General features: G+C 62.6%; 15 protein-coding genes. 2 read left to right on the top strand and 13 right to left on the bottom strand.

The genetic code is table 11. From position 1 onward, the window contains the following. Positions 1–538: 538 nt before the first annotated feature. Positions 539–973 carry a thermonuclease family protein gene (locus EPO50_RS23110; RefSeq protein ID WP_296347914.1) on the top strand — a complete coding sequence of 145 codons (435 nt, stop codon included), beginning with the start codon at positions 539–541 and terminating at the stop codon, positions 971–973. Positions 974–1,204: 231 nt separating this feature from the next. Here the strand turns inward: EPO50_RS23110 and EPO50_RS23105 are convergent, their stop codons facing one another. The 4 genes from EPO50_RS23105 to EPO50_RS23090 all read right to left on the bottom strand — a co-directional run bounded on the left by EPO50_RS23105 (position 1,205) and on the right by EPO50_RS23090 (position 6,069). Continuing rightward, positions 1,205–2,425, bottom strand: a complete 1,221-nt coding sequence (locus tag EPO50_RS23105; protein ID WP_296347913.1) for a cytochrome P450 — start codon at positions 2,423–2,425, stop codon at positions 1,205–1,207. Positions 2,426–2,639: 214 nt separating this feature from the next. Further along, positions 2,640–3,998 carry a Na+/H+ antiporter NhaA gene (gene nhaA, locus EPO50_RS23100; RefSeq protein ID WP_296347916.1) on the bottom strand — a complete coding sequence of 453 codons (1,359 nt, stop codon included), beginning with the start codon at positions 3,996–3,998 and terminating at the stop codon, positions 2,640–2,642. Positions 3,999–4,204: 206 nt separating this feature from the next. Then, positions 4,205–5,626: a sodium:proton antiporter gene (locus EPO50_RS23095; protein ID WP_296347912.1), complete on the bottom strand. Its 1,422-nt coding sequence runs from the start codon at positions 5,624–5,626 to the stop codon at positions 4,205–4,207. A 47-nt stretch (positions 5,627–5,673) separates the two neighbouring features. Next, a complete protein-coding gene (locus EPO50_RS23090; protein WP_296347910.1) occupies positions 5,674–6,069 on the bottom strand; it encodes a PTS fructose transporter subunit IIA in 396 nt (131 codons plus the stop codon). Between the two features lie 934 nt (positions 6,070–7,003). Here EPO50_RS23090 and EPO50_RS23085 point away from each other — a divergent pair. Continuing rightward, positions 7,004–7,840 (top strand): alpha/beta hydrolase, encoded by an 837-nt coding sequence (locus tag EPO50_RS23085; protein WP_296347909.1) that lies wholly within the window; start codon positions 7,004–7,006, stop codon positions 7,838–7,840. Here the strand turns inward: EPO50_RS23085 and EPO50_RS23080 are convergent. From EPO50_RS23080 to EPO50_RS23040, 9 genes are all read right to left on the bottom strand, one after another. Continuing rightward, entirely contained in the window at positions 7,827–8,051 is a 225-nt protein-coding gene (locus EPO50_RS23080) for a hypothetical protein (RefSeq protein ID WP_296347907.1), read from the bottom strand. The genes EPO50_RS23085 and EPO50_RS23080 overlap by 14 nt on opposite strands. 362 nt (positions 8,052–8,413) lie before the next feature. Continuing rightward, positions 8,414–9,676 carry an MFS transporter gene (locus tag EPO50_RS23075; RefSeq protein ID WP_296347906.1) on the bottom strand — a complete coding sequence of 421 codons (1,263 nt, stop codon included), beginning with the start codon at positions 9,674–9,676 and terminating at the stop codon, positions 8,414–8,416. Further along, complete coding sequence (locus tag EPO50_RS23070; protein ID WP_296347904.1) at positions 9,666–10,841, bottom strand: MFS transporter; 1,176 nt, start codon at positions 10,839–10,841, stop codon at positions 9,666–9,668. Before EPO50_RS23070 ends, EPO50_RS23075 begins: the two co-directional genes overlap by 11 nt. Then, on the bottom strand, positions 10,841–11,917 hold the full coding sequence (locus tag EPO50_RS23065) for a TauD/TfdA family dioxygenase (RefSeq protein ID WP_296347902.1): 1,077 nt from the start codon (positions 11,915–11,917) through the stop codon (positions 10,841–10,843). The genes EPO50_RS23070 and EPO50_RS23065 overlap by 1 nt, the downstream gene beginning before the upstream one ends. 5 nt (positions 11,918–11,922) lie before the next feature. Next, positions 11,923–13,275 (bottom strand): NAD(P)-binding domain-containing protein, encoded by a 1,353-nt coding sequence (locus tag EPO50_RS23060; RefSeq protein WP_296347899.1) that lies wholly within the window; start codon positions 13,273–13,275, stop codon positions 11,923–11,925. 51 nt (positions 13,276–13,326) lie between these two features. Next, on the bottom strand, positions 13,327–13,647 hold the full coding sequence (locus EPO50_RS23055) for a helix-turn-helix transcriptional regulator (protein WP_296347897.1): 321 nt from the start codon (positions 13,645–13,647) through the stop codon (positions 13,327–13,329). A 42-nt stretch (positions 13,648–13,689) separates the two neighbouring features. After that, positions 13,690–14,943: an organoarsenical effux MFS transporter ArsJ gene (gene arsJ, locus EPO50_RS23050; protein ID WP_296347915.1), complete on the bottom strand. Its 1,254-nt coding sequence runs from the start codon at positions 14,941–14,943 to the stop codon at positions 13,690–13,692. Continuing rightward, complete coding sequence (locus tag EPO50_RS23045) at positions 14,943–15,986, bottom strand: ArsJ-associated glyceraldehyde-3-phosphate dehydrogenase (RefSeq protein ID WP_296347896.1); 1,044 nt, start codon at positions 15,984–15,986, stop codon at positions 14,943–14,945. The genes arsJ and EPO50_RS23045 overlap by 1 nt, the downstream gene beginning before the upstream one ends. Positions 15,987–15,997: 11 nt before the next feature. Beyond that, positions 15,998–16,846 (bottom strand): metalloregulator ArsR/SmtB family transcription factor, encoded by an 849-nt coding sequence (locus EPO50_RS23040; RefSeq protein WP_296347894.1) that lies wholly within the window; start codon positions 16,844–16,846, stop codon positions 15,998–16,000. Positions 16,847–16,906: the final 60 nt, after the last annotated feature.

Below are 16,906 nucleotides of genomic sequence, written 5' to 3'. Positions count from 1 at the left end.
GACACGTTACGCCACCTCGATGGATTGGGCTTCGACATCACCGGCATGTACGCCGTGAGCCGCGACGCGGCGCTGCGGTTGGTCGAGTTCGACTGTGTAATGATCAACCGGCGTTTCATTAGCCGGTAGTCCTGTTCAAGTGGCATTCAATCATACCGCAAAGGCGGGCGGACAATGAACCGCCACACGCGCCGTACAATGACGCGCCACGGGAACACTCGATGAGGATCGAGATGGTCAAATACCTCCTCAAGATCGCGATTGTCGACCAGATGCCCGCAGCGCGGACAGCGCGTGCTTGGTGTGCATGTACCGCGTTCCTGCATTCTGGCCCTCATGCAATCACGACAAATACGAAGTCACGCGCCATTGGTTGCGGCCCAGGTACAAACGACAAGATACCATTGCCAGGATCATCGGGCGGGGAAATGGCGAGTGATCGATAGTGCTCAGTATTACCATTAGTGTTTCGCCTTGCGTGTTGCCACCGAGCACGAGCACGCTGGCCGCCGAAGAAACGAGATCAGGAACTACGAACATGAGGCGACTCGCCATCGTCCTAGCCGCGATACTTCTCGCGTTGCCCGTCGCGGCCCAAACTGCCGTCGACGGTGGTTCCATTGACTTACACGGCAAGGCGTATCGGCTGTACGGCATAGACGCGCCGGTCGGAGGACAAATCTGTCCTGACGGTTGGCCGGCGGCGGATGAGGCCAAAGAGTATCTAGGTCAGCTGATCGACGGCAGGTCGGTCACCTGCATGGCCATCGGTCTGCAGCAAAGCAATGGAACGAGCGCGATCTGCAGGGCGGACGGCGTCGATGTTGGCGCCGCGATGGTGACTGGTGGCATGGCCTACGCCTTCGTACCCTACTCGGCTCGGTACATAACCCAGGAAGCAGCGGCGGCAAGTGCAAATCGAGGAGTGCATCGGCACAAATGCCTCGCGCCATGGGCATGGAAGCGCAGATGAATCACACTGACTGACTATCTCGCCCCTTTTCCGGAACGATCATACTCAGGGGCCTTCGAAACACCTCGAACCACGGCGTTTTCAGTTGAGCTGGAGGGCGAGCCGACAAATGGCCTGTTAGTCGCGGTCCAGACAGAATGGTTGCACGTCGAACGTAGTATGAATGCAATGTAGGCAGATGTGCGATAGCGCAGATGGCCCTAGAACATCTCCTCGATGTACAATCTTGCCTCAAGCATTGAGCAGTACGGGTAGCCGCACCAGCGCGCGTATGCCGAGACGTCTGCGCCAGGCGATCGCCCGCTGCTCCCCTGCAAGCGCTATTCTTGGGAAGCGCGAAAGAATGCGTTCAAAGGCAATGGAGATCTCCGCCCGAGCGAGCTGGAAGCCTAGGCAGAAGTGCGCCCCTGTCCCGAAGGAAAGGTGCGGGTTCGGGTTTCGGGCGATGTTGAACTGGTGGGGATCAACGAACTTCGCTGGGTCGGCATTCGCCGCCGCGAGAAACCCCGCGAGCATGTCACCCCGTCGAAATTGCCTTCCCTGCCAGAACACGTCTTGGGTCGCGAAGCGAGGCTTGGTCATCTGTACCGGCGATACATGGCGCAAGCATTCTTCAACGCAGCTAGCCATTAAGTTCGGATCATCCTGCAGTCGACGCCGTTGATCCTCGTGCGACAGCAGTGTGAAAAGCCCACCAGCGATCAGGTGGGTGGTCGTTTCCTGTCCAGCGCCGAAAAGGAGAAAGATCATCGAGACCAGTTCGTCTTCCCTGAGCGTTTGGCCGTCCGTTGCAACATCGCGCAGCGCTGCGATCAATCCCTCTGGTAGCGCTCCGCCAGCCGGCCGCGAAACGCGCCGCAGGTAGCGGACGACGCGGATCAAACCCGGAACTGCGCGGATCACCGCGCCGATATTGGCAGTGTCCTTCAACCCGTCCAGCCATCTCTTAAATCGATCATGATCCCGTTCAGGCAGGCCGAGCATCGCGCAAATGACCGAGAGGGGCAGATCCCGGCAGAATTCGGCCATGAGGTCAGCCTCAGTCCTTCCCTGCAGTCGGTTGAGAAGACGATCAGCGACGTCCACGATCATTGGTCTCATCGCCTCGATCGTACGGCGCTGGAACGCCTGGTCGACGAGGCCGCGTAGGCGGCGATGCTCGGGGTCATCATAGCCCAGCATATTCTGCGCCAGTAGGCTGAGCGTTCTTGGCAGGCACTTCAATATTCGGGCCTGTGTCCTGCTTCCTGCGTTAGCGGGATCGCGAGCGAAGATATGATGATCCTTCAGTAACGTCGTGCAGGCATCATGTGTGACAGCAAGCCATGTGCGACCGACAATCGGCAGCCTCAGATGGACCACGGAACCTTCGGCTCGCATGCGATCCAGAGTAGGAAAGGGGTCCGCGTGAAAGCCTGGTGAAACTATGTCATAATCGCGCGTCTCGCCCATGGCCGTGCCTCCAAAACAGCAAAATCGTTGGTGTTCGGCGCTTTGCGGTTACCCTTGCGACGCATTCCTGCGGCTTCATCACGTGCTGGCGCCGCCGGGAGTTCGCGAGCAAAGCAACATGACAATGGCGGTCATTGTTGCCGCAACTACCAACTTCTCCACACTTCCGCCCGCGAAAGCTGCGCGGCGTCCTTCAATTCACTGCCGGAAGTGCTCAGCTATGTTGCGCTCGAATGCCTCGAACGTATCTGACGCCCCAACCCAATCCGAGCAACGCTGACAGCAGGGAGCCAATCAACACACCAAGCTTCGCCGCCACCAGAAGTTCCTTATCTGCGAAGGCAAGCATGGCGATGAAGATGGACATGGTGAATCCGATGCCAGCCAACAGCCCAATCAGACAGACGCCGCCCCAGGACACACCCGGGGGCAGACGGCACCAGCCTATTCGCACCATCAGCCAGGCAGTTCCGACAATGCCGAGGGGCTTGCCCACGACCAGGGCAAGCGCGACGCCGAGCATGACAAAGGTTGCTTGGCCCGCGGCGAGATCGATGTCCCCGACCGTGACGCCTGCATTCGCGAGCGCAAAGATAGGCATGATCCCGTAGGCGACCCATGGATGCAGCGCAGCCTGCACGCGCACCGCTGGCGGAAGCATCTCTCGGTTGGCCATGCGGAGCTGTCGCAGCGGCTGAGCAATCGCTTCGGCGTTGCGCATTGGCTCAGCGTGGCGTGTCGTCAGTTCGTTGGCGACGCGCGAGACTATTTCCACCGGCCGCTCGAGCATTGGGATAGATTGCATTGGTGTCATCAGCCCGAGCACAACCCCCGCGAGGGTCGGATGTGCGCCTGACATCAGCATACCAATCCAGATTACTGCTCCGGGAAGAACATAGGGGTAAGCCGAACCGACGCCGATCCGCTGAAGCGCCAGCACCATCAGAACTCCGAAGGCCGCGATCGCTAAACCTCCGATGTCAAGCCCTCCTGAATAGAAGAATGCAATGATCAACACGGCAATGACGTCGTCGATGATGGCCAAGGCAAGCAGGAGGACCCTAACGTTCCGCGGGATCGAGCGACCGAGTAGAGCGAGAACGCCGATCGCGAATGCGATATCCGTGGCTGTGGGCACGGCCCATCCCTGGCTTCGCAATGGCTCTGGGTTCAGCGCCAAAAAGATCGCGGCGGGAGCGATGACGCCTCCGACGGCCGCCGCAATGGGGAGAGAAGCTTGGCTGCGTTCGCTTAGGGCGCCTTCGCGGATCTCACGTCGAATCTCCATCCCGACCACAAGGAAAAATATGGTCATCAGTCCGTCGTTGATCAGGAAGTGAAGGGATTGGGAGAAGGCAAGGCTTCCAATCCCGATCGAAAGCGACACATTCCAGAGCGTGTGATAGCTGTGAGCATACGGGGAATTCGCCCAGACTAAGGCGACGACCGCCGCGAGTAGCAGCGCGATGCCACTTACTGCTTCGATGTGGAGGAAACGCTCAAGAGTGGCAAAGGCCTGCTGGGCCAGCAACTGGGTTTGCGGAACTCGTTGACGAAGAGTTGGTCGAAGCATCGAGCACGCCCACTGGGCGTGGCGGCCCGACCAACGCATCACCTGCCCACCGCCGCATGCGCTGGACACCCGTCTATAGTTACACACGCCTACGCGGGCGAAACAACTCCCTTCGGTCTTCCCGGTCCACGAGAATGCCCCCCCCGCCAACAGGTAGTAGCAGATGGCGGCCGGGGCCGAGATAGGAAGCTACGTTCCCTTGATCTTCAGAAGAATAAGAAGGTGAGAGCGACGAACAGCGGGATCAGAATTGCGCCCGACCATGCCATGTACCCGAAGAAGCTCGGCATTCGGATTCCAGCGTCCTCGACGACGGCCTTCACCATGAAGTTGGGAGCGTTGCCAATGTAGGTGTTAGCACCCATGAAGACCGCTCCGCACGAGATAGCAGCCAGTGTGCTTGCGAGCGCTCCCATCAATACTTGGGGATCGCCGCCAGCCAAATTGAAGAACACCAGATAGGTCGGTGCATTGTCGAGAAAACTCGACAGAATGCCGGTCAACCAGAAATACCAGATATCATTCGGCTGACCACCAGAGTCGGTGACCAGCGCAACCAAGGGTGCCAAAGCGCCATCGCTTCCAGCTTTCAGAATAGCGATAGCCGGGGCGATCGTGATGAAGATCCCAGCGAAGAGCTTGGCGACCTCCAGCATTGGGCCCCAGCTGAAGTCATTGTCGCTGCGGATCTTACGCGAGGTGAGCTTTAACGACAGGACGCAGATCACCACAAGTGAAAGGTCACGCAGTATATTCTGCAACTCCAAGGATACGTGAAAGACAGCGAACTGCACATCCGGTCGCCAGGTACCACTGGCCAGCACCACGCCGACGACAACCATTAACAGGATGATGTTAACGCCGCCCTCAATGCGCACGGGCGACTCGGGGGTTGGATCGCGCTTGAGGTGACCTTCCTTGCGGTACCAGTAGCTGTCGAGGGCATAGAAGACAGCCAGCAGCGCAATCGCACAGACCAGCATTTCACTGAACAGGTTCGTCGTCGGCCAAAAGAAACTCACGCCCTTTAGAAACCCGAGAAACAGTGGGGGATCGCCGAGGGGCGTCAACGCGCCGCCAATGTTCGAAACAAGAAAGATGAAGAAGACAAAGACATGGATTTTGTGTCGGCGGTCATCGTTGGCTCGCAACATTGGTCGGATCAGCAGCATGGAAGCGCCAGTCGTGCCCATCCAACCGGCAAGGACCGTCCCGATCGCAAGCAAAGCCGTGTTCATAGATGGAGAGCCGTGCAAGTTGCCGCGGATGTGTATTCCGCCAGTGACCGTGAACAAAGCAAGTAGCAACACGATGAACGGAATGTAGTCGAGCAACAGGAGATGGATGATCTCGTACGCTGCCGTGGGCACTCCATGGAGGATCGCGAAGGGCACAATGACCATCAATGCCCAGGCTGCCGAGACTTTGCCGAAATGTCGGTGCCAGAAATGTGGCGCCGCAAGTGGCATGATGGCAATCGACAGAAGGATGCCCGCGAAAGGCAAGATCCATCGCAAGTCGAGATGGCGGCCGTCAATGGCTGGTGCGTCGGGGCTCGCAGCAAACGCAGGCAAGTTGGTAAATATCAGAGCCGTGATCAGTACGCCCAAACGATGCAATAGCTTCATCAACTTTCCATTCGATGCATTGCTGCTAGTCGGTCTCTATATCGCGTTTAGCGAGCGAGGATGCGTGAGGCGATCGTCATGTGCTTGCGACCCGCTTCCTGCGCTAGCGGGATCGCTTCCGCGATCGGCCTGTCACGCAGTTCGGCGAATTTGACCATCATCGGCAGGTTCATTCCCGCGACGACCTCGATTCTCCCCTCGTCCATGGTCGAGATCGCGAGGTTGGATGGCGTGCCTCCAAACATGTCAGTCAGCACGATGACACCGTCGCCGGTATCGCAGTCGGCAATCATCTGCAGTATCTCCGTACGACGCAGCTCCATGTCGTCGTCCGCACCGATGCAGATCGCGCCCAGTTGAGACTGATGTCCGGAGACTTGCTCCAGAGCATCGAGCATAGAGCGGGCAAGAGCGCCGTGGCCCACCAGTACCAGACCAAACATTCGAAGCCTCCGTCACGTTCTCGAGCGTGACAATTCCCACTTCAATAATTCGCAGAGGTCTTCGCGTCGACTGCATTCCGCAGTGGACAGGGACCAGGCCGTGCGTTCAGGCGCCGCCCAATCGCTAAGCAAGAAATCTCGCGTGAGGAAACTATGGGCATAGTGTTGTTCTCGTGACTTTAGTAGCGTCCGTGGCCTTGCTTTATCCTCGCGGCGATGCCTGCTGCCCGTGGGTCGCCTCGGGAGTACGTTGGGGGCGATAGTGCTTTGAGCGTCTTGCGCAAAGGTAGGTCGGACACTGAGAGACCGACGGGTTCATGCCGCTCTGTTCGGCGTCGCAACTCTGTTTCGGCATCACATCAAGCGATTGACCTTGCTGGACATGGCGGTCCGAACAACACGATCCTGACTTACCCCATTCCGTCGCTGGCAGCCCGCGCACCGACCAGCGATCCGGAGCCGGTTCGTTGTGGCCTTCACCGCACGATCGAGGACGGGTGATTGCGGTTGGGCTTGGGCGATGTTGAAGGGCGGGTGTGTTGCGGGCCTTGTCTTCTGTGTCCTGAGAAGCTGGATACCTCGATTTGCAAAACCTACGCCAGCACCCGAGCGGCCAGGGGTGCGCTGCGCCCTGGTGAGGTGTCCCCAGCTCTCGCTTCGCTGCGAGCCTGCAGCCGGGGCGGCGGTCTTGACGGCGATCGGCGCATAGCGCCGCGCTGCCGTCCAGCCCAAGCCCTGCGGGCGCCTCATGCCCCGACCTGGTCTTCGGCGCCCAGCCAGTTGCTGGACGGGCTGAGCGTAGGGATCATGGTGCGGTGTTCGACGTCGTTAAGGACGCACAGATGGTCTTGTACCTGCCGCGGCCATTGCAGGCCCTGCCTGCCATATAAGGTGAGTCGTCGGATCGCACCGCTCAACCCAAGGAGAAGTCGTCATGAGCTTCGTTAGAACCAAAGACGGAACCGAGATCTTTTACAACGATTGGGGGCCGAAAGATGCGCAGCCGATCCACTTCCATCATGGCTGGCCGCTCAGTGCCGACGACTGGGACAACCAGATGCTGTTCTTCCTGAAGGAGGGCTTTCGCGTCGTCGCGCACGACCGGCGCGGGCACGGCCGCTCGTCACAGGTGAGCGACGGGCACGACATGGATCACTATGCCGCCGACGCTTCTGCGGTCGCCGAACATCTCGACCTCCGGAATGCCATCCATATCGGCCATTCGACCGGCGGAGGGCAGGTCGCACGCTATGTCGCGCAATATGGCCAGCCTCAGGGTCGCGTCGCCAAGGCCGTGTTGGTCAGCGCCGTGCCGCCGCTGATGGTCAAGACCGATAGTAACCCGAATGGCACGCCGATCGAGGTGTTCGACGGGTTTCGAGCCGCGCTCGCGGCTAACCGGGCGCAGTTCTTCCTCGATGTACCCGCGGGCCCGTTCTACGGTTACAACCGCTCGGGCGTGGAGCCTTCACAGGGTGTGATCGAGAATTGGTGGCGCCAAGGCATGATGGGGAGCGCCAAAGCCCATTATGAAGGCATCAAGGCGTTCTCCGAAACCGACCAGACCGACGATCTTAAGGCGATCACGGTGCCGACCTTGGTGATGCAGGGCGATGACGACCAGGTTGTCCCCTATCAATGCGCGGCGATCATGCAGGACAAGCTCATGCAGAACAGCACGTTGATCATCTATCCCGGCTTTTCGCACGGAATGCTTACGGTCAACGCCGATGTCGTCAACGCAGACCTGCTGAAGTTCATTCGCGGATGAGTTCGGCGTGCGCCGGACGGGAGTCCGGCGCACCTCTTCGGCTCGGCGGCCCCTCCTTGAGAAAGGCAGAGCGCTGGCGATCCAGCAGGGCCGCCATGTCGTAGCCGGGAACCCAATCCGCCGGAACGTCGGGCTTTAAGAGGAGCGCACCGAATCGCGCCGGCATGTAGGAGTAGCTTTGCCGTGCGCTCGCGTAGTCTTCTGGTTTCACGCTCTTGTTGCGTTCGTTGGCAAGTTGAACAAAGGAATGCCGGCCCCTGCCACTGCCACGTTCGCCGATCAGCGGCTGAGAGAAGTCGACGACCTCACGCTAGGATGCCTGTCTTGCAAAATCTCGCAAACATACAGGCAGTCGGGCCGACCCCGGGCGGGCCCACTAGCCTCACGCAATCTGTCGGCCCGCAAACCTCATAACGCCGTTGCAAACGGTCCAGGCGAAACTCTGGGCCCCCCATGGAGTGGTGTGGTGCTCGGATGCACTGGATACTAGCCGGAAAGACGCCCCGAGCCGATCGGTCAGCGAAAGTCACTACCCCACGCCCTTCGGGATTGTTCATAATCGATTGTAAACGCCTAAGAGCCGATGACCTTCGGCAGCCGGTCACCCGCGAGATCGGCAGGCCTCATGAGCAGGAAAGCGCCTAGCGCCAGCAGCATGAGCACGGCAACGACGAGGAAGGCGATCCCCCAGGCGATCGGCGACATGCCGCCGGCGAGATCGAGCGTCCAGCCGACCACTAGGGGGCCAACGAAGCCGCCGGCATAGCCGAGGGTCGAATGGACCGCGAGGGTGGCGCCGCGTCGTGACGGTTCGGCATTGCCGGCGGCGCCTGCCGTCACGGAAGACGAGTCGAGCCACACGACCATGCCGTAGGCGATCAGCAGGACGACGGCGAACCAGTAGTTGATCGGCCCGATGAAGCCCACGACGGCCGCGAAGAGGATCGACAGGATCATCGCCGCTGCCACCAGCCGTCGCCGGCCGAAGCGGATCGACGCCTCGTTGCCCATGATGCTGGTCAGGGTGCCGAGCAGTGCCAGCAGGGTCACGACCAGCGCCGGCGAAAGCGTCTCGTCCTTGAGACCGGTGTAGCTCGCGACAAAGGCGAGGAAGGCCACGCCCCAGCCGCGCAGCGCGCTCATTTCCAGCGTGTGCACGCAGTACACGACAGAGTAGGCGAACGCCGAGGTGTTGCGCACCACGGGGCGGAAGTCGAACAGGCCGCCCTGGCTCTTCGCGCGCGGCGGCGGCGCCGGACGCCACGGGACGACGAAAGCGACCATCAGCCAAGCGGTTGCAGCGGTCGCGGCTGAGATCGTGAATGCGGTGCGCCATCCAAAATGCTCGGACAGGACATCGCCCAGCAGGTAGGAGATCGCCCCCGAAATGCCGATGCTGGCCGCATGCCCGGTGACGGCGCGCGACATCATCTTGGTGTCGACCTGGTCGGCCAGCAGCTTCAGCCCGGTCATGTAGGTGCCGGCCCAGCCGATGCCTGCAAGCGCGCGCGTCGCGAAGGCCGACCAGAAGCCATCGGCGTAGAGGCCGAACAGGAGATGGCCTGCCACGGTGCAGCCCACGCCGAACAGGTAGACGCGCTTGGCGTCGATCTTGTCGGTCAGGGTCACCAGCACGGGCACCGAGACCATGTAGGCGCCGAAGAAGATCGCAGTGATCCAGCCGGCCTCGCTGTTGGAGAGCTGCCAGAGCTGCATCATCTGCGGCAGGAGAGCGGGCCAGAAGCCGGCGCCAAGCTGTACGAAGATCTGCGCAGCGCAGACGACCGCGACGAGCCTGCCACCGGAGACCGACGAAGTGGTGTGGTCAATCGGCATGTGAGGGGACCGGTGCCGGTGCTGTGCGTCGCAGCAGGCAGAGTGCTGCGAAGGATGCCAGGCAAAGCCCTGACGAGACGAGGAGCACGTTGGCTCCGAGATGGTCAATCAACAGCGAGAACCCCAGAGGTGCACCGGCGGACAGGAAGCGCGAAGGGGCGCCAAGCAGTCCAAGCCGGTAGCCGTAGTTTTTCGGACCGTACAGCGCCAGCGGGACCGTGCCGCGGGCGATGGTGATGATGCCGTTGCCCATGCCGTGAAGGACGGCGAAGGCGCTTGCGGCAACGCCACCGCCGGCGGTGAGGATGACCGCGGCGCCGACCGGGTGCGTCGTCATCGCAAGGCGGGCCGACACCAGAGGATGGAACCGGCTCAGGAACCCGGCTTCGAGAAGCCGCGCCGCGACCTGAGCCGGCCCAATCAGGGCGCCGGCCGCGATGGCCTGGGTTGAGGTAGCGCCAGCAGCTTCCATGATGCGGGGAAAATGCGCGGCCATGCCGGCGGTCACGATCCACGCCGCTGAGAAGGCGAAGGCGAGCAGGATCATCGGCCGGTCGATTGGAACCGGCTGGTCGGCCGCTTTGGCCGTGACGGCAAGGTCTTTGGGGCGCGGCAGCAGGAAGTAGTTGAGCGGCAGGCCGATGACGATGTGCGCGACGGCCCAGGCGAGGCAGGTGTCTCTCCAGCCGATTTCCGCCGCACCCCAGGCCGTCAACGGCCAGCCGATGGTGCTGGCGAAACCTGCGAGCAGGGTGATGCCGGTGATGGGGCCGCGTGCCGCCATGCCATACAGCCGGCCCAGTGCCGCGAAGGCAGCATCGTACAGACCGAGACCCATACCGATGCCCATCAGTATCCAGGCCACGGCAAACAGGGCGAAGGAATGCGCCAGCGACATCAGGACCAGCGCCGCGGCGAAAAGGATGTTTGCCGCGGACAGCACGCCATTACCGCCGGCACGGTCGATTGCGCGCCCAACCTTCGGTCCGATCAGGGCCGAGATGATCAGCGAGGCCGAGAAGGCGCCGAAGAACAGGTTGGTCGAGATGCCAATGTCGCGCGCGATCTCGTCGGCGAGGACGGCGGGCAGATAGTAGGTCGAACCCCAGGCAAGCGTCTGAGCTGTCCCGAGTACGAGGATCGTCGGCAAACGGCTGCGGTCCATCAATAGGCCGGCGTCTCTGGTTCGAGGGGCACCACCCACTCGCGATCCGGGGCGATGACGGCGCCGCCGCGCAGCTTGCCGCGTTCGACAACGGGCCATTTGGCGAGAAGCGTGTCGGGCAGTTCGCGGCCGTCGGCAGCCGACAGCCACAGCCGCATCAAGTGCCGCTTGGGCGCGGGCGCCGGATGGTCGATGTAGGCGGTGCGGGCGTGGAACACGACGTGATTGTGGATGTACTGGATGTCGCCGGGCTTGAACGGGATCATCAGGCAGAAGCGCGGATCGGCACAGAGTTCGTAGAAGAGGTCGAGCGCCTCGGAAAGAAGCGGCGTCAGCGGCGGCGCATCGGGAAACCGGTGCACCGACTCGACGTAGAGCCGCACCGGCGCAAAACCGGTGAAGGAGTTGCAGCACCAGTTGAAGAGCGGCATTTCATACCAGCCCTTGCCGCCGGCCGGGACTTCGCCGCGGCGATCCATCGGGATCGGACCGTAGAGGGCCGCGCAAAGATCGGGACGCGTGCGCATCATCTCGTCATGCACCGCCACGCCACTCACGATCGCGCTCTCGCCGCCCGACTTCGAGGTGGCGAGGCAGAGCAGGGCGACCACGTCGCAGGAATCGACATGGAAAGAGAGTTCGGCGTTGGTCTGGGTGATGCGCTTGTTGGCATCGTTCACCGAGGTGCCGATGTCGATCACATGGCCGATCAGATGGCCGTTGCGGTTCTGCGGCACGGGATCGCCGATATGACGCGAGATGCCCCAGTAGACACGCATGCGGAACTCGGCGTCCCAGCGTTCCACGGGGAGGCCGCGGACATAGCCGAAGCCCAGCTCGCTTAAGATGCGTTGGCGCAGTTGTGCGAGTCGGGAGGTGAAGCCAGGAAGCGGGAAGTGGTCGCGCGTGATCTGGCGGATGTCGAGACCGGCTGCCTTGGTCGCGGTCGCGGCCGACTCGATCTCGGCAATGTCCTCGGGCGCCACCTGCAGCGCCCAGGAGTCGTAGTTTTGGAAAGCGTCGGAGCGCCAGGCGAAGGAGCCGCCGAGCGGCCCCTTCGGCATTGCAGGTGCCACGGCGTTCATCCGCAGCAGGCGCCGCCCTTTGGCGCGGCCGTCGCTTCAACCTTGGGTGCGCAGCAGGAGGAGGCCGCCGTTTCGACAGAAGCGGTGGGGGCAGGGCCGCTGCACACACCGGTCTCGGGCAGCTCCAGCTCGACCCTCGCAGCGGCTTCGTGATCGCCGGCAAGCTCGGCGGCGATCGAACGGACCTGCTCGTAGCCCGTCATCATCAGGAAGGTCGGCGCGCGGCCATAAGCCTTCATGCCGGCGAAGTAGAAGCCCGCCTCGGGCTGCGCCAGTTCGCGGGCACCGTGCGGGCGAACCGTGCCGCAGCTGTGCTCGTTGGGATCGATCAGCGGCGCCAGGATCGGCGGGCATTCCAGGGCCGGGTCCAGCGAGAGGCGCAGCTCGCGCAGGAAGTCGAGGTCGGGGCGGAAGCCTGTCGAGACGACCAGTTCGTTCACTGTGACGTAGCGGCCGCAGCAGGCCGAGCCGCCGCCGATCCTGAGATGATCGCCATCGCGATTCAGATGGCTCACCTTGAAACCGGTCTCGGTGCGAATCTTGCCGGTCGCCACGAGAGAGGCAAAGGCGCTGCCGAGCGCTCCGCGCGCCGCGAGCTTGTCGTTGGCGCCGCCGCCGAACGCCTTTTCTGGATTCTCGCCGCGCACCAGCCAGATGATCTCCGTGGTTGGCGCCTCATCCTTGAGCTTCGCGAGGTCGATCAACGTCCCGATGGCGGAGTGGCCCGCGCCGAGAACAGCGACACTGCGGCCGGCATAGCGCACGCGGTCGCGGCCCAGCACGTCGGGCATGCCGTAGGCAATGCGATCCTGGACCTCGCGCTCGCCGATGGCCGCAAGGCCGTTGGCGCCGGCCGGGTTTGGCGCGAACCAGGTGCCGGTGGCGTCGATCACTGCGTCAGCCTGCAGGACCTCGGGGCCTTTGCCGTTCTGGTAGCGGATTTCGAAGGGCGCCTCTTCGCGGCCCTTGGTCTTGACCTTGTCGAAGCCGACCTTGCCGATACCCGTCACCATGCTCCGGGTCTTGATGCGGTCCTTCAAGGTCGTGCGTGTCGCCAGAGGCTCCAGGTAACGCTCGAACAGCTCGGCGCCCGTTGGGTACTGGTCGAGTTGTGGCTTGTTCCAGCCCGTGGCCGACAAAAGGCGCTCGGCGGCCTTGTCGATGTTGTATTCCCAGGGCGAGAAGAGCTGGACGTGACTCCACTGGCGCACGGCATGGCCTGCCGTCGGCCCGGCTTCGAGCACCACCGGCTCCATGCCGCGTTCGAGAACATGCGCGGCCGCGGCGAGGCCCACCGGGCCTGCACCCAGGATTGCGACAGTCTTGGTCTTGGTGATCGAGTCGGGCATCTCTTCTCTCCTATGCTCCTAGAATCATCGAAGTAAAAGGTAAAAAAAATGTCATGCCACTTTGGGTACAGCGACGGGCGGGCAGGTGCCTTCGGCACAGCATTCCTCGACCATGAAGCCCAGCAGGTCGCGCATGACGGGATAGTTGGCGTGGCAGACGAGGGTGGTGCCCTCGCGGGTTTGCGTGACGAGGCCCACGATCACCAGCGACTTGATGTGATGCGAGAGCGTCGAGGCCGCGGCGTCGAGTTTGGCCTGAAGGCGACCGACGGACATTCCTTCGGCGCCCGCGCGCACCAGGGTGCGGTAGATCTTGAGGCGGGTCGGGTTTCCGAGCGCCTCGAGGCGGCTGGCGGCATCGTCGAGCTTCATGCTGTAAATGTAGTCCTGCCGCCGGGGGAGTCAACTGTGTTTCTAGAATTTTAGAAATAGATTCAGGCGACCTTTGTTGCCCGGCTTGCCGACGCTGCCGGGCAGCAGGAAGGTGATGATCCAGCAGGCCAGTAGCATCACTGCCGATCCGGCGAGACAGGCCGTCATCCCGCCCCACTGATAGAGGAGCCCCGACAGAAGCGTGCCGCCGAGACGGCCGCAGGCGTTCGCGGCGTAGTAGAAGCCGACATCCTCTGCAGCCTTCTCCGAGCCGGCGTAAGCCAGGATCAAATAGGAATGCAGCGAGGAATTCACGGCGAAGGGAAGGGCGAAGATCGCAAGCCCTACCACCACCACGAGATCGACGCGCATGCCGAACTGGCTGTGCATGACGATGGCGATCGCCAGCGGGACGGCGAGCAGGATGCCGGCCCAGACCCGTGCGCCCGGTACTTCGCGGCTCAGTCCGTCGACGCTGCGCGGCACGAGAGCCGGCGCGATGGCCTGCAGGCCGCCATAGGCGATCGTCCAGGCGGCAAGAAAGGCACCGACCTCGACGAACCGCCAGCCCGCTGCATAGAGGAATACGGGCAGGCCGACCACGAACCAGACGTCTCGCGCCCCGAACATGAAGACGCGCGCCGCTGCGAGCAGATTCACGCCGGCCGACTTGGCGAACAGCTCGCGCATCGTCTTCGAGGGTTTCGCCTTGCCTAGCTCGCGCGGCAGCAGCGTAAGCCCGGCCAGCAGGATGACGCCCAGCAGCGCAGCCATCAGCCAGAGCGCCGCCCGGAAGCCCACGAAATCGAGCAGGAGGCCGCCGGCAAAGAAGCCGAGGCCCTTCATGGCATTCTTGGAACCGGTGAACCACGCCACCCATTTGAAGAGGCGGCCGCTGCCTTCGCCCGCCGTCGCCTTGATGGCCGACTTCGAGGCGGTCTTGGTGAAGTCCTTGGCGAGACCCGCGATGCCCTGCGCAGCAACGACCCATGCGACGGAGGCAGTGGCGGTCCACGAAGGATCGAGGGCCGACAGCATCAGCAGTCCCGCGATCTGCAATGTCTGACCCGCGACCAGCATGCGCGGGATGCCGAAGCGGGTCGCCAACCAGCCGCCGGCGAGGTTCGCCACGATGCCGGCGAACTCGTAGAGCAGGAACAGAAACGCCAGCACGAACGGCGAATAGCCAAGCTTGAAAAAGTGCAGCAGCACCAGCATGCGCAACGCGCCGTCGACCAGGGTGAAGCCCCAGTAGGAGGCCGTGACGACCAGGTAGTCGCGCGTCGAGGGGCCCATCACACGCCCGCTTCGATCACCGTGTTGGCGAGGTCGACCATGCGGCAGACATATCCCATCTCGTTGTCGTACCAGGCGTAAACCTTGAGCAGGGTACCGTCCGTCACCATCGTGCTCTGGGCATCGATGATCGAGCTGCGCGTGTCGTTGCAGTAGTCGGCCGACACCAGCGGGCGCTTCTCGTAGCCTAGGATGCCGGCCAGCGGTCCCTTGGCGGCCTCGGCGAAGAGCCCGTTGACCTCGTCTTCAGTTGTCGGACGCTTCAGCTCGAACACGCAGTCGGTGAGGCTGGCGTTGAGCACCGGCGCCCGCACAGCATGGCCGTTCAGCTTGCCCTTCAGCTCGGGATAGATGACCGTTATCGCGGTCGCACTACCGGTCGTCGTGGGTTGCAGCGACAGCATGGCCGAGCGGGCGCGCCGCAGATCCTTGTGCGGCGCGTCGACCACCACATTGGTGTTGGTCGGGGCGTGGATTGTGGTGATCTGGCCGTGCCGGATGCCGAGCTGCTCGTGCACGACCTTCACCACGGGCGCGAGACAATTCGTCGTGCACGAGGCCGCCGTCAGCAGATCATGACGGGATGGATCGTAGAGCTGGTCGTTAACGCCAACCACGACGTTCAGGGCGCGCTCGTCCTTGACCGGCGCGGCGACGATCACCTTCTTAACGCCGCGCTGGAAATAGGCCTGGAGCAGCTCGGGCTTCAGGAACTTGCCAGTGCACTCCAGCACAATATCGCAGCCTGCCTCGCCCCAGTCGAATTCACCGGGAGTGGCGGCCGCGCTGAAGCCGATATATTTGCCACCGACCGCGATGCCGCGCTCGTCGTCGACTTCGATGGCGGTGTGCCAGCGGCCATGCATGCTGTCGAATTCGAGAAGATGGGCCGTGGCTGCCGCACCGCCCTTGATTTCGTTCACGTGGACGATGTCGAGGCGATTGCCGCGCCGCGGATCGTCGCCAGGCCGATGCACGCCGCCGAACGCCGCACGCAGGGCGAGCCGCCCCATGCGGCCCATGCCGTTGATGCCAACTCTCATCGCACGCTCCGTCAGGCCGGGGCCCGTGCCGAGTCGCCGATCTCGTCGAGGCGCTTCTTCAGCGCCATCCGGTCGAGCGACGCGTAGGGCAGGTTGACGAAGATCTCGAGCCGCCGGCGGATCATGCCGTAGAGCTCGTTGATCATCGTGGCCCGCTCGACCGCCGAACCGGTGAACTTGGCGGGATCGGGCAGGGGCCAGGCACCGGTCACCGGCCTCTCGCCGAAATCCGGGCATTGCTGCCCCTGCAGCACGTCGCAGAGTGTGATGACGAAATCCATGCGCGGTGCGTTGGGGCCCGTGAACTCGTCCCACGACTTGCAGCGCAGCTGCTCGACGTCGTGCCCGAGTGCCTGCAGCTTGTCGATCACCTCCGGCATCGGCTTATCGGCCGGCTCGGAGCCTGCCGAGTAGGCGTTGAACTTGCCCTTGCCGACCTGCTGCAGAATGGCCTCGGCCATCAGCGAACGGGCGGAATTGTGCGTGCAGAGAAACAGGACATTGAAAGCGGGAGTCATGTGAACCTCGGGTTGATCCTCAGGGAGGAGTCGCGCCAGGTCGCCGCACAGGTCGGGTCGTCCGCCACAGCACGTCTCCGTCAGGAAGCTGAAGAGCGCGCGCAAGCCGGCGAAGCGGACCGCATAGATAATGTGTCTGCCTTGCCGGGTGGATTGGACGAGGCCGGACTGTTCGAGGGCGGCCAGATGGAACGACAGCGTCGAGGGCGGCTGCCCTAGCTTGCTGGCGAGTTCGCCGGCCGCCATGCCGGAGGCGCCCCTGGTCGCCAGGAGCCGCATCAGATTGAGGCGGGTTTCCTGGGAAAGAGCACTAAATCCGGCGGCTGCGACCGATGATTCCATATTTCTCGAATAGTCCAAAAGAATGACATATGTATTACGCAGTCGACGCCTAGGTGTCGA

Origin of the sequence: Reyranella sp. (assembly GCF_004297405.1) — a bacterium.
In the GTDB taxonomy this organism is placed as follows: Bacteria; Pseudomonadota; Alphaproteobacteria; order Reyranellales; family Reyranellaceae; genus Reyranella.
The sequence above is the reverse complement of the archived record's forward strand: the minus strand, read 5'-3'. Positions and strand labels throughout refer to the sequence as shown.